This window comes from Campylobacter lari subsp. concheus (assembly GCF_008245025.1).
Classification (GTDB): domain Bacteria; phylum Campylobacterota; class Campylobacteria; order Campylobacterales; family Campylobacteraceae; genus Campylobacter_D; species Campylobacter_D concheus.
Genome location: NZ_CP043426.1, coordinates 697,823 through 710,513 on the forward strand (window position 1 = coordinate 697,823; position 12,691 = coordinate 710,513).

The 12,691-nt window shown below is 29.9% G+C and carries 13 protein-coding genes; 11 read left to right on the forward strand and 2 right to left on the reverse strand.

Annotated features, from left to right (window positions below; translation table 11 throughout):
* The first annotated feature begins 46 nt into the window (after window positions 1–46).
* The 5 genes from CLCT_RS03655 to CLCT_RS03675 all read left to right on the forward strand — a co-directional run bounded on the left by CLCT_RS03655 (window position 47) and on the right by CLCT_RS03675 (window position 6,876).
* Window positions 47–2,620, forward strand: coding sequence for an ATP-dependent Clp protease ATP-binding subunit (locus CLCT_RS03655; protein WP_149062288.1), 2,574 nt, complete (start codon window positions 47–49; stop codon window positions 2,618–2,620).
* Between the two features lie 160 nt (window positions 2,621–2,780).
* Window positions 2,781–3,920: a [NiFe] hydrogenase, small subunit gene (locus tag CLCT_RS03660; protein WP_039668343.1), complete on the forward strand. Its 1,140-nt coding sequence runs from the start codon at window positions 2,781–2,783 to the stop codon at window positions 3,918–3,920.
* 2 nt (window positions 3,921–3,922) lie between these two features.
* A complete protein-coding gene (locus CLCT_RS03665; protein ID WP_149062289.1) occupies window positions 3,923–5,638 on the forward strand; it encodes a nickel-dependent hydrogenase large subunit in 1,716 nt (571 codons plus the stop codon).
* A gap of 15 nt (window positions 5,639–5,653) precedes the next feature.
* Window positions 5,654–6,346, forward strand: a complete 693-nt coding sequence (cybH, locus tag CLCT_RS03670; RefSeq protein WP_039668345.1) for a Ni/Fe-hydrogenase, b-type cytochrome subunit — start codon at window positions 5,654–5,656, stop codon at window positions 6,344–6,346.
* On the forward strand, window positions 6,343–6,876 hold the full coding sequence (locus tag CLCT_RS03675; RefSeq protein WP_149062290.1) for a HyaD/HybD family hydrogenase maturation endopeptidase: 534 nt from the start codon (window positions 6,343–6,345) through the stop codon (window positions 6,874–6,876). The genes cybH and CLCT_RS03675 overlap by 4 nt, the downstream gene beginning before the upstream one ends.
* Window positions 6,877–6,899: 23 nt before the next feature.
* On the opposite strand, the gene CLCT_RS03680 is transcribed toward CLCT_RS03675, so the two are convergent.
* Window positions 6,900–7,322, reverse strand: a complete 423-nt coding sequence (locus CLCT_RS03680; protein ID WP_149062291.1) for a PepSY-like domain-containing protein — start codon at window positions 7,320–7,322, stop codon at window positions 6,900–6,902.
* 134 nt (window positions 7,323–7,456) lie between these two features.
* Here CLCT_RS03680 and gltX point away from each other — a divergent pair, with 134 nt between their 5' ends.
* From gltX to CLCT_RS03695, 3 genes are read left to right on the forward strand one after another with little or no spacing between them, the layout of a single operon-like run.
* The gene (gene gltX, locus CLCT_RS03685; RefSeq protein ID WP_149062292.1) at window positions 7,457–8,752 is read left to right on the forward strand and encodes a glutamate--tRNA ligase; all 1,296 of its coding nucleotides are present in this window, start codon (window positions 7,457–7,459) and stop codon (window positions 8,750–8,752) included.
* Between the two features lies 1 nt (window position 8,753).
* Window positions 8,754–9,041: a YggT family protein gene (locus CLCT_RS03690; protein ID WP_012661430.1), complete on the forward strand. Its 288-nt coding sequence runs from the start codon at window positions 8,754–8,756 to the stop codon at window positions 9,039–9,041.
* A complete protein-coding gene (locus CLCT_RS03695; RefSeq protein WP_149062293.1) occupies window positions 9,042–10,679 on the forward strand; it encodes a lytic transglycosylase domain-containing protein in 1,638 nt (545 codons plus the stop codon).
* On the opposite strand, the gene CLCT_RS03700 is transcribed toward CLCT_RS03695, so the two are convergent.
* The gene (locus CLCT_RS03700; protein WP_039668350.1) at window positions 10,567–11,061 is read right to left on the reverse strand and encodes a hypothetical protein; all 495 of its coding nucleotides are present in this window, start codon (window positions 11,059–11,061) and stop codon (window positions 10,567–10,569) included. The two genes, CLCT_RS03695 and CLCT_RS03700, sit on opposite strands and share 113 nt — an antisense overlap.
* A gap of 86 nt (window positions 11,062–11,147) precedes the next feature.
* Between CLCT_RS03700 and mobB the strand changes: the two genes are divergently transcribed.
* From mobB to CLCT_RS03715, 3 genes are read left to right on the forward strand one after another with little or no spacing between them, the layout of a single operon-like run.
* Complete coding sequence (gene mobB, locus CLCT_RS03705; protein ID WP_039668351.1) at window positions 11,148–11,627, forward strand: molybdopterin-guanine dinucleotide biosynthesis protein B; 480 nt, start codon at window positions 11,148–11,150, stop codon at window positions 11,625–11,627.
* A gap of 9 nt (window positions 11,628–11,636) precedes the next feature.
* Entirely contained in the window at window positions 11,637–12,485 is an 849-nt protein-coding gene (locus tag CLCT_RS03710; protein ID WP_039668352.1) for a class 1 fructose-bisphosphatase, read from the forward strand.
* Window positions 12,485–12,679 carry a hypothetical protein gene (locus tag CLCT_RS03715; RefSeq protein ID WP_149062294.1) on the forward strand — a complete coding sequence of 65 codons (195 nt, stop codon included), beginning with the start codon at window positions 12,485–12,487 and terminating at the stop codon, window positions 12,677–12,679. Before CLCT_RS03710 ends, CLCT_RS03715 begins: the two co-directional genes overlap by 1 nt.
* Window positions 12,680–12,691: the final 12 nt, after the last annotated feature.

The window sequence follows — 12,691 nt, forward strand, 5'->3', positions numbered from 1 at the left end:
TAAAGTTATATAATACATCTCATATAAAAGTAAAAAAGGAGTAAAAATGGCAAATATACAAGATTTTTTAACAGATTCTATGCTTTCAAATATAGAAAGTGCAATTTCTTTGGCCATTCATTCTAAGAATAGCGAAATAAAACCTTTGCATTTATTATGGGCTTTAAGTGTTGATGGTTCAAGTTTACTAAATCAAGTTTTTAATAAATTAAATGTTTCTAAAGAGGCATTTGAGTTAGAAGTTAAAAGTAAAATTTCATCTTTTCCTACTAGCTCAAATGTAAATAAAGATAATATTAAATTTTCAAATGAATTTATTAATTCTTTAGAAAAAGCAAAAGGCTTAGCTTTAGAAAACAAAGATAGCTATTTAGCTGTGGATATGTGGCTTGTTTCAGAAAGTACGAGTGGGGTTATTAAAGAACTTTTATCTAAATTTGTAGATTTAAATGAGTTTAAAAAAGAATTAGAATTTATTAGAGCTGGAACTAAAATAGAAACCAAAACAAGCGACGAAACGCTTGATTCTTTGTCTAAATTTGGTATTGATTTGACTATGAAAGCCAAAAACAATGAACTTGATCCTGTCATAGGCAGGGAAGAAGAAATTCAAAGATTAATGCAAATTTTAATCAGAAAAACTAAAAATAATCCTATTTTATTAGGTGAGCCAGGGGTAGGAAAAACTGCTGTAGTAGAAGCTTTAGCGCAAAGAATAGTAAAAAAAGATGTTCCTACTTCATTGCAAAATAAAAAAGTCATAGCCTTAGATATGAGTGCTTTAATAGCAGGAGCAAAATATAGAGGTGAATTTGAAGATAGATTAAAAGCGGTTGTAAATGAAGTAATAAAACATAAAAATATAATTTTATTTATAGATGAAATTCATACCATTGTAGGTGCGGGTGCAAATGAAGGAAGTATGGATGCAGCAAATATTTTAAAACCTGCTTTAGCAAGAGGTGAGCTTCATACTATAGGTGCTACAACCTTAAAAGAATATAGAAAATATTTTGAAAAAGATGCTGCTTTACAAAGAAGATTTCAACCTGTAAATGTAGCTGAACCTAGTGTAAATGAAGCTTTGGCCATGCTTAGAGGTATAAAAGAAAAATTAGAAATTCATCATAATGTAACTATTAATGATAGTGCATTGGTAGCAGCTGTAAAACTATCTAAGCGTTATATAGCTAATAGATTTTTACCTGATAAGGCGATTGATTTAATTGATGAGGCCGCAGCAGAATTAAAAATGCAAATAGAAAGCGAGCCAAATTCTTTAAGAAAGGTTAGAAAACAAATTGAAAGCTTGGAGGTGGAAAATGAAGCTTTAAAAATGGAAGAAAATGAAGCTAATGAAAAAAGATTAGAAGAGATTAAAAAAGAATTAGCAAATTTAAAAGAAGAGCAAATCAAACTTAATGCTAAATTTGAAAATGAAAAAGCAGTATTTAATGGCATAAGTGCAAAGAAAAAAGAAATCGATACTTTAAAAAATGAAGCTATTTTAGCTAAAAATAAAGGAGATTTCCAAAAAGCTGCTGAAATAGAATATGGCAAAATTTTAGAGTGCGAAAAAGAGGTGTTAAATTTAGAAGAAAAATGGAAACAAATGACACAAGAAGGAGTTTTACTTAAAAACCAAGTAGATGAGGATTTAGTAGCTGGTATTTTAAGCAAATGGACGGGTATTAGTGTGCAAAAAATGCTTACTTCCGAAAAGCAAAAATATTTACACATTCAAGAGTATTTACAAGAAAGTGTCATAGGACAAGATGAGGCTTTGAGTGCTTTGGCTAAAGCTATTAAGCGTAATAAAGCAGGGCTAAATCAAGCAACTAAGCCTATAGGAAGCTTTTTATTTTTAGGGCCAACTGGAGTAGGTAAAACAGAAAGCGCAAAGGCTTTGGCTAAATTTTTATTTGATGATGAAAAAGCTATGGTTCGTTTTGATATGAGTGAATTTATGGAAAAACACAGCATATCAAGACTTTTAGGTGCACCTCCAGGATATATAGGGCATGAAGAAGGAGGGGAATTAACTGAAGCTGTTAGAAGAAAGCCTTATAGTGTGATTTTATTTGATGAAGTAGAAAAAGCTCATAAAGATGTATTTAATATACTTTTGGGAATTTTAGATGATGGTAGAGCTACAGATAGTAAAGGTGTAACGGTTGATTTTACTAATACTATTATTATTTTAACTTCTAACATAGGTGCAAATTTTATTATGGAGTTAAAGGGTGAAGGAAGAGAAAAAGCTATCAAAGAAGCCCTTAGAAGCTTTTTTAGACCTGAGTTTTTAAATCGTTTAGATGATATTATTACTTTCAACCCTTTAGGGGAAAGTGAAGCTGAAAAAATAGTTAAATTGCTTTTTAATACTTTGCAAAAAAGTCTTGAAAATAGAGGCATTAGGGCAAGTTTGAGTGATAATGCTGCTAGGTTAATAGCAAAGGTTGGTTTTGATGTAGATTTTGGTGCAAGACCATTAAAAAGAGCTTTATATGATATGGTAGAAGATAAATTAAGTGATATGATATTATCTGATGAATTAAATGAAAATGATGAGATTATTATAGATTCTAAAGATGATGGGATTATCATTATTAAACAATAAGCAAGTGTAATACTTGCTTATTTTAGAGTAAAATTATCTTATTAACATTAAATTGTAAATACTTCGTATATTTGTTTAAAAAAATATTATTTTTTTATCTATTCTTAACAATAAATGTTTTAAAATCTTTAATGATATTTCTATATTTAAGGAACAACAAATGAGTGATTTAGATATTTTTAATCGCCGTTTAGACGCATTAGAAAAACTTCCTCTTTTGAAAAATGAGATTTCTATCTCTAAAGCCTTAGAACAATCAGGTTTTTCAAGAAGAGATTTTATGAAATGGGCTAGTGCAATGACTGCATTTTTAGCACTACCTGCTAGCTTTACTCCAGTAGTTGCAAGAGCTGCTGAGCTTAGTGATAGACTTCCAGTGATTTGGCTTCATATGGCTGAATGTACAGGATGTTCTGAGAGTTTATTAAGAAGTGATGCTCCTACTATTGATAGTTTAATTTTTGATCATATTTCTTTAGAATATCATGAAACTATAATGGGTGCAGCAGGTTGGCAAGCTGAGCATAATCTTGAAGCTGCTATGGAAAAATATAAAGGTAGATATATTTTAATGGTAGAAGGTGGTATACCAACAGGTGCTACAGAAAACTTTTTAACTATAGGACCACACGGTAAAACAGGTAGGCAAATAGCAGTTCAAGCTTGTGATAATGCTTTGGCTATTTTTGCTATAGGTACCTGTTCGGCTTTTGGTGGTATTCAAGCTGCTAGACCTAATCCAAGTAATGCTGTAAGTTTAAGTAAAGTTACAAATAAAACAGTTATTAATGTTCCAGGTTGTCCTCCAAGCGAAAAAAACATTATAGGTAATGTGATTCATTATATATTGTATCAGACATTACCAGCGCTTGATGCTTATAATAGACCAAAATGGGCTTATGGATTAAGAATTCATGATCTTTGTGAAAGAAGAGGACGCTTTGATGCGGGTGAGTTTGTGCAACAATTTGGTGATGAGGGGGCAAAAAAGGGGTATTGTCTTTATAAGGTAGGCTGTAAAGGACCTTATACTTTTAATAATTGCTCAAGAGAAAGATTTAACCAACATACTTCATGGCCAATCCAAGCTGGACATGGTTGTATAGGTTGTTCTGAACCAGATTTTTGGGATACTATGGGGCCTTTTGAAGAAGTGATGGCAGGAAGATTGTTTGATACTGTTTATGGTTTGGGTGCTGATAGTATTTCAGATAAAATTGGTATAGGTGTGCTTTGTGTAACAGGTGTTGCTGTTGCTGCGCACGCTGTGATTGCTTCATTAGAAAAGAATAAGGATTAAGAATGTCAAAAAGAATTATTATAGATCCACTTACTAGAATAGAAGGACACTTAAGAGTTGAAGTGGTGGTTGATGAAAATAATGTCATTAAAGAAGCATATTCAGGATCAACTCTATGGAGAGGTTTGGAAACTATTGTAAAAGGACGTGATCCAAGAGATGCAGGCTTTTTAACTCAAAGAATTTGTGGTGTTTGTACTTTTTCACATTATAGAGCAGGGATTATTGCAGTAGAAAATGCTTTAGGTATTACCCCACCATTAAATGCTGTTTTAACTAGAACTTTAATGAATGCAGCTTTATACATGCATGATCATGTGGTGCATTTTTATCAACTTCATGGGCTTGATTTTGTTGATGTTGTAAGTGCCTTAAGTGCTGATGTAAAAAAAGCAAGTGATGAAGCATTTAAATATACCGATATGCCTTATGCAACAGGCGCAGATAAACTTTTAGAAGTACAGCAAAGACTAAAAACCTTTGTAGATAAAGGAAATCTTGGACCGTTTGCAAATGCTTATTATGGACATGCGACTTATCGCTTTACTCCTGAGCAAAACCTTATTGCGCTTTCACATTATTTGGAATGTTTAAGAATTCAAAGAACAATAGCTCAAGCTATGGCGATTTTTGGTGCTAAAAATCCTCATCCTCAAAGCTTAACAGTAGGTGGTGTGACTTGTGTTATGGATCTTTTAAATCCATCAAGAATGGCTGAATATATGACTAAATTCCAAGAAGTAGCTGATTTTATTAATCGTGCTTATTATCCAGATATTATAATGGCTGCAAAAGCTTATTCTAAAGAAGCAAGTGTGTTAAATGATGTAGGAGTAAATAATTTCTACACTGAAAAAGAATTCCAAGTTTCTAGCGATGAATGGCTGTTTGAAGGTGGTATTATTAGAAATGGTGATTTGAGTAAAGTTGAAGAAGTAGATGAAGCTAAAATCACTGAAGAGGCTACAAGATCATGGTATGCAGACAATGAAGCTTTACATCCTTATGATGGTAAAACTAATCCAAACTATACAGGCTTAATTGATGGTGAAAGCATTGATGATAAAGGCAATATGGTTCATAGTAAGGTATTTGATACTAAAGGCAAATACAGCTGGATTAAAGCTCCAAGATATGAAAATTTACCTATGCAAGTTGGACCATTAGCAAATATTTTGGTAAATTATGCTAAGGGTAATAAAATTGTAGTAGAAGCGGTTGATTTATTCTTAAAAACAACAAATTTACCACTTAAAGCACTTATGAGTACTTTAGGAAGAACAGGTGCTAGAGCGATTGAAGCTAAAATCATTGCTGATTATGGTTTAAAAGCATTTGATTCTTTAGTTGAAAATTTAAAAACAGATGAAAGCACTTGTGCTACTTATGTAATCGATAAAAATAAAGAATATAAAGGTAGATTTATGGGAAGTGCACCTCGTGGCGCTTTGAGTCATTGGTGTAGAATTAAGAATGGTGTAATTGAAAATTGGCAAGCAGTAGTTCCTTCTACTTGGAATGCAAGTCCAAAAGATGCAAATGGAGTAGGCGGTAGCTATGAGCAATGTCTTATCGGTATGAAACTAGCTGATGTTAAACAACCTTTAGAAATAATAAGAGCTATTCACTCTTATGATCCTTGTATAGCATGTGCTGTGCATGTAATGGATACTAAAGGCAATAATCTTAGCGAGTATAAAGTTAATGTAAATTTATAAGGAAAGGACTTTAGTATGGATTCTAAACATTCCTTAAATTCAAACAGAAAGGCTGAATACGAATTTAGTATTGGCCTTCGTTTTACACATTGGTTAAGAGCAGTTGCAATCGTGATTTTAGTAGGGACTGGATATTATATTTCTTATGTATTTCAATCTCCATCTATTTCATCTGAACCAACTTTATTTATGCAGGCAAAATATCGCATGGTACACCAAATTTTTGGATTTATCTTAATAGCTTGTGTGATTTTTAAAACATATTTGTTCTTTTTTGATTCAAAAAGTGATGGTGAGAGAAAAAGCATAAAAGATATTTTTAATATAAAATTATGGATAGAGCAGATTAAATTTTACATTTTTTTAGGAAAGCACCCGCATTTACAAGGTGTATATAATCCTTTGCAATTTGTAACTTATTTTTTCTTTTATCTTGTTATGTTTGGGCTTATTTTGACAGGATTAATCCTTTATATGCATGTATATCATGAAGGCTTGGGTGGATTTTTATATAATATCTTAAGACCTATTGAGGTAATGTTAGGTGGATTGGCTGATGTTAGAACCTATCATAGAATTTTAATGTGGGTTGTGTTGATTTTTGTTCCAGTACATATTTATATGGCTGTATTTAACTCAGTTAAAGGTAAAGATGGTGCTTTAGATGCTATCTTTAGTGGTTATAAATTTGTAAGAGAAAATCGTTGAAACTTCTAGTTTTAGGTATTGGTAATATTATGTTTGCAGATGAGGGCTTAGGCGTTCATCTTTGCAAACTTTTAGAAAAAAATTATAAGTTTTATCATGAAAAAGACTCGGTGAGTTTTGTAGATGGTGGAACTTTGGCTTTACAACTTAGCTATATTATAGCCGAATATGATGAAATGATTGTGATTGATTGTATTGCAGCAGATGATGCTAAGATTGGAGATATTTTTTTCTTTCCTTATGATGTAATGCCAAAAAAAGTTAATTGGAGTGGTAGCGCGCATGAGGTTGAAATGCTTCAAACTTTACAATACATGGAGCTTATGGGAGATTTACCTAAAACTCAAATTTTAGCTTGTGTACCAAAGCGTATAGAGCCATTGAGTTTTGAACTTTCAAAAGAAGTCTTAAATGCTTTAGAAAAAATGGAGAAAATTTTACTTGATTTTTTAGAGAAAAAAGGCTTTACTTATGAGAGAGTTGCTAATTATAACATACAAGAGCTTGCTCTAAATTCTTATAAAAGCTAAGCAAAAAAAGCTTAGCTTAATTTTTAATCATCAAATTTTTGTCCTAAGAAATTTCCATTTACATCAGTATAAATTTCCATCATATTATTTAGTTTAAATTTATAACCCTGAATTTCTTTTTCAACTTTAATTATACTTGCATTTGGGTGCATTTTTTTAATCGTTGCTAAAACATTTGGACTTAAAAAAGAAGTATCAATCGGTCTGTATTTTGCATCAATTTCTTTCCAATCTCCATTAATAAAAAACTCAAGTTCGGTTCCATTGTCTAAATAAACATCAAAGCTATCAATATCTTGTTTAACTAAAGCTATGTTTGAGCCTGTAAAGTGCTTTTGTATAAAATTTTTAGAATTTGCTGGTAAAGCATTTACACCTACAACCATATCTTTAGCAAAAACACAACTTGCTAGAGCTAATGCTATTAAAGCTATTTTTAATTTCATTTTTTTATCCTTTAAATTGAATTATTTGTGAAATCATATAAATATTGAGTGAATTTTGTGTGAACTTTGTTTTTTTAAAATAAATAGCAAGTATTTAATTGTATAATGATAAAAAAGTTTTAAAAGGATAAATAATGTATAGGTTTGCACCATCGCCTACTGGAGATATGCATATTGGAAATTTAAGAGCAGCTTTGTTTAATTATATTAAAGCAAGACAAGAAAATACGGATTTTATTTTGCGTATTGAAGATACGGATAATGCTAGAAATATTGCTGGAAAAGAAGAAGAAATAAAAGCTATTTTAAAAGAATTTGGTATAACTTGGCAGTATTATTATGTACAAAGTGAGAATTTGAAATTTCATCGTCAAATGGCTTTAAAGCTAGTAAGTGAAAAAAAAGCTTTTGCTTGTTTTTGTACTGAGGATGAATTAGCTCATAAAAAAGAACTAGCTAAAAGTAAAAATCAAGCATATAGATACGATGGTACTTGTGAAAAACTTGCAGATATTGATGTATTAAATTGTGAAAAACCTTTCGTAATCCGTCTTAAAAAACCTCAATCGCAAATGAAATTTATAGACTATATTAAAGGTGAGATTAGTTTTAATCCCGAAGATATTGATAGTTTTGTGATTATGAGGGCTGATAAAACCCCAACTTATAATTTTGCTTGTGCGGTTGATGATATGCTAGAAGGTGTTACTTGTATTATAAGGGGCGAAGATCATGTTTCAAATACTCCTAAGCAAGAACATATTAGAGCAAGTTTGGGTTATGATAAAAGCATGACTTATGCACATTTGCCTATCATTTTAAATGAAGAAGGTGTTAAAATGAGCAAAAGAGAGGCTCATTCTAGTGTAAAATGGATGCTTGATAATGGATATTTAGCAAGTGCTATTGCAAATTATTTAATCCTTTTAGGCAATAAAACTCCAAAAGAGATTTTTACTTTAGAAGAAGCTATAGAATGGTTTGATTTGAAAAAAGTTTCAAAATCTCCTGCTAGATTTGATACTAAACGCTTGATGCAAATCAACCGTGAGCATATAAAAATGCTTGATAATAATAAATTAAATTCTTTATTAAATTTAGGTAAAGATGTAGCGGAGCTTGCAAAATTTTATACTCAAGAAGCTAGCACTTTAAATGAGATAAAAGAAAAAATACAAGCCATTTTTGCAGTTAAAAATTATAATGAATTTGAAAACGAATGTAAGTTGATTAAAGAAAATTTAAAAGATTTGGATTTACCTCAAGAATATGATGAGTTCAAAAAGATTTTAATGGAAAAAACAAAATTAAAAGGTAAAAATTTCTTTATGCCTTTGCGTTTAGTATTAACAGGGGTTACTCATGGACCTGAAATGAGTGAAATTTATACTTTAATCAAGCCTTTTATTGAAGAAATTATAAAGGAGTAAAATGGGAGTTGGAACAAGTTTGATTGTATCTTTGGTACAAATTTTTTCTTTAGTGATTGAAATTTATGTTTGGATTATAATTATTGCTGCTTTAATTTCTTGGGTAAGGCCCGATCCGTATAATCCTATAGTACAAATTTTATATCGTTTAACTAATCCTGCTTATGCTTTTGTAAGAAGGTTTATTCCTACTACTATAGGGAGTATTGATTTAGCACCTTTGATTATTATTTTAGGATTAAAATTTATCCAAATATTTTTATCAAATTTAATTTTAGGAAGTTTATAAGTGTTGAAAAAAAGTGTAGTGTTACTCTTAGCTGGAGTAGTTTTTGCAAATAGTGCGATGTATTCTTATAAAGAATTAGAACAAAAACCAAATTCTTTAGCTAAGGATTATTATTTATATCGTTTATTAGAAAAAAATGAATTTAAAAAAGAAGAAGTTGAAGGTTTAAAAGAACATATTTATCGTTATGCAGGGCGTATTAAAAATGCTATTGAAATGATCATTCCACCTTTGGGATATAATAAAGAATATGAAGCTTGTTATAAATTTAATACGCAAAATATCTTAGATGCTAATGCTACTTGTCAGCTTATAAGATTAAACAGTTTAACTTTTATACAAGACCTTAATGCTTCAACGCGTAATGAGATGAAAAAAAATATCCCACAAGATAATTCAAATTTAGTAAAGCTTTTAGAAGCTTTTAATGCTAAAGATCCTCTAAGTTATGCGGTTTTAAATTATGATAGTGTAAATTTTTATAAAATTTATGGCTTTTTAAAAGATAAAAAGGATTTTTTTTTAGAAAAAGATTTTGTTGATGAGTTAGCAAAAGAAAAAGAATTTACAAATTTTGTAAAAGAAATTATCATTAAGAAAAAAAATCCATTGATAAGAAAATCTTTGGTCAATGTAGATGCAAATTTAACTTTTCAAGATAATGCTTTTTATCTGGGTGTGAATGCTATTTTAGAAAATGATGATAAAAAAGCATTGGAATTTTTCCAAGTAGCAAAAGATACTTTTAAAAGCAAGCCTTTAGTAGATAATGCAAATTTTTGGATTTATTTAATCACTCAAGATAAAAAGTATCTTGATGAGCTTGCTCAAAGTGATTCTTTAAATATTTATAGTCTTTATGCAAGAGAGTTAAAGGGCTTGCCTTTGCCTAAAATAGAAGAATTAAGTCCAAAAAAACAAAAAAATGATTTTGATATGAAAGATCCTTTTGCTTGGCAAAAACTTGCAAAAGAAATTGCAAAAGGCACTCCTAATGAGCTAGAAAAACTTGCAAAAGATTTTTATACTAAAGAAAATATCGCTATTTATGCTTATATTAAAGAAAGAGCTGAGGGTTTTAAAAAACATTATTTCATTATGCCTTATTTTGAGTATTTAAAAGATTATTCTACACAAAGAAAGGCTATGATTTTAGCTTTAGCTAGACAAGAAAGCCGTTTTATCCCAACAGCCATTTCAACCTCTTATGCTTTGGGTATTATGCAATTTATTCCATTTTTAGCTAATCATATAGGCAATAAAGAATTACAAATTTCAAATTTTGACCAAGATATGCTTTTTGACCCAAAAACAGCCTATACTTTTGCAAATCATCATTTGGATTATTTAGAGTCTAAGCTTAATTCTCCGGTTTTTGTGGCTTATGCTTATAATGGAGGTATAGGATTTACCACTAGAATGCTCAAAAGAGAAGATATGTTTAGAGCAGGAAAGTACGAGCCATTTTTATCTATGGAGCTAGTTCCTTATGCGGAAAGTAGGGTGTATGCTAAAAAGGTTTTAGCTAATTATATTGTGTATTTGCATCTTCTGAACGATAATACACCGATTTCGAAATTTTTTGAAACTTTAACTCAAAACACTGATTCTCAAAACATAAATCAAGTTTTAAAATAGGTTTTTGTACCAACTCATTAAGAGTGATTTTGTAATAACTTGCATAATCACTCTTAATGATATATTTAAACAACTCATCATTTTGACCTAAGGCTTTTGAGTTAGTTTTTTCTCCATCTATGAGTATTGAAATTTGTTCTTGTTTGATATTGATATTTGGTAAAAAACTAAGCACAAAAACTTCTTGCTGACTTTTTTCATCTAATACAGGATTTAGATAGCTTAATAAAGCAACCACTCTATTATCTTTATAATTAAAATTGATTTTTTGTGCATACATAAGAGTTTGGCTTTTTAAGTCGATTTCGCTTTGTTTTTGGGTTTTATTTGAACATGCAGTAAAAATAAGTGTTAAAAAAATAATCATATAAATTTTTTTCATATTTTATTCCTAATTTTTTTATAATTATAAGCTTTTAACTTTTAAAAAGATATAATTTTGTTTATTTTCTTTGATTTAAGGAAGTTATGAAAAGATTAGCAATGGCTTTTAGTGGGCCTTCCAATTCAGGTAAAACAACTTTAATAACTCAAGTTGCTAAATATTTTATGCAACAAAATTATAAAGTATGTATTATAAAACATGATCCAAAAGATAAAGCAAGTTTTGATATAGCAAAAAAAGATAGTTTTAAATTTTTTCAAAGCGGTGCTGATGTAATGGTTTTAAGCCCTACAAGGACAACTTTATTTACACATTCTCCAAGTACTTTAGATGAAGCTATTTCCAAACTAGGGGAATTTGATTTTTTATTTATAGAGGGCTTAAAAACCTTAGATATGCCAAGAATTAGTGTTTTTTGCAAAGAAGTAGATGAGAGCTATTTTGCTTATTCTAAGGCTATTGCAAGCTATGAGAAAATCGAAAATAAAAATTTAACTTGGCTTTATTTGGATGATTTAGAAAGTATTTGTGATTTTATATTAAAAAATTCAAAAAAAGTATAGGGGTAAAATATGCAAGAATTAATTAACGATATACAAAAAACAGTGATTGAAATTTCAAAAGAACTTAGATATTTAAAAGATTTTGATTATACTACTTCTCAAAATGCCACTGGAGATAATCAATTAAAACTTGATGTAAAAAGCGATGAGATCATCACTAGAATTTTAAAGCAAAGCAAAGGCATAAAAAGCTTAATTAGTGAGGAAAAGCAAGAGCAATTATTAATCAATGAAAATGAAAAATATGTTGTTGCTTATGATCCTTTAGATGGTTCATCTTTGGTAGATGTAAATTTTGCTATAGGTTCTATTTTTGCTATTTATGAGCAAGAAGCTAGTGCAAAAAATCTAAAAGCAGCAGTTTATGCTATTTATGGTGTGCGTTTAGAGCTTATAGTATGCATAGACACTCCTAAGCTCTATAGGTTAAATGAAAATGATGAATTTGTTTTTGTTAAGGATGTAAAATTAAACGAAAAAGGCAAATTAAATGCAAGTGGTGGGACACAAAAAAATTGGTCAAATACTCATAGGGCTTTCATAAAAGCTTTATTTGATGAGGGGTATCGCTTAAGATATTCAGGTGCTATGGTAAGTGATTTACACCAAATTTTACTCAAAGGTGGAGGATTATTTTCATATCCTGCAACAAGTGATGCACCAAATGGAAAATTAAGAGCATATTTTGAGGTATTTCCTTTTGCTTTTATTTTTGAAAAAGCAGGAGGGCTTTCTACTAATGGAGAAAATGATTCTTTGCTTGATTTAGAATTTGAAAAAATCCATGCAAGTACGCCATGTTTTTTGGGTTCAAAATATGAAATTGAAAAACTAAAACAAGCTTATAAAGGGCTTTAATGGCTGAAGTTAAAGATGAATTTGAACTAGCTTTGGAAGTTAAAAAAAATGAACTTCAAGCTTGTCAAAATGATAAAAACTTAAAATCTTGTTTACCTTGCTCTATGATTTTTGAGTGCTCTTTAAGAAAAGAGTATATTGATGCAGTTTATAAGAGCATGTCTAAAGGTAAAGAAGGTGGATTTGATTTTTAATTAAAGGTTGAA

Coding starts and splice junctions, on each gene's coding strand:
- CLCT_RS03690 (WP_012661430.1), top strand. CDS start 8,754: ATGGGAGTTGGAACAAGTTTGATTGTATCTTTGGTACAAATTTTTTCT.
- CLCT_RS03665 (WP_149062289.1), top strand. CDS start 3,923: ATGTCAAAAAGAATTATTATAGATCCACTTACTAGAATAGAAGGACAC.
- CLCT_RS03715 (WP_149062294.1), top strand. CDS start 12,485: ATGGCTGAAGTTAAAGATGAATTTGAACTAGCTTTGGAAGTTAAAAAA.
- CLCT_RS03710 (WP_039668352.1), top strand. CDS start 11,637: ATGCAAGAATTAATTAACGATATACAAAAAACAGTGATTGAAATTTCA.
- CLCT_RS03700 (WP_039668350.1), bottom strand. CDS start 11,061: ATGAAAAAAATTTATATGATTATTTTTTTAACACTTATTTTTACTGCA.
- gltX (WP_149062292.1), top strand. CDS start 7,457: ATGTATAGGTTTGCACCATCGCCTACTGGAGATATGCATATTGGAAAT.
- CLCT_RS03660 (WP_039668343.1), top strand. CDS start 2,781: ATGAGTGATTTAGATATTTTTAATCGCCGTTTAGACGCATTAGAAAAA.
- CLCT_RS03680 (WP_149062291.1), bottom strand. CDS start 7,322: ATGAAATTAAAAATAGCTTTAATAGCATTAGCTCTAGCAAGTTGTGTT.
- CLCT_RS03655 (WP_149062288.1), top strand. CDS start 47: ATGGCAAATATACAAGATTTTTTAACAGATTCTATGCTTTCAAATATA.
- cybH (WP_039668345.1), top strand. CDS start 5,654: ATGGATTCTAAACATTCCTTAAATTCAAACAGAAAGGCTGAATACGAA.
- mobB (WP_039668351.1), top strand. CDS start 11,148: ATGAAAAGATTAGCAATGGCTTTTAGTGGGCCTTCCAATTCAGGTAAA.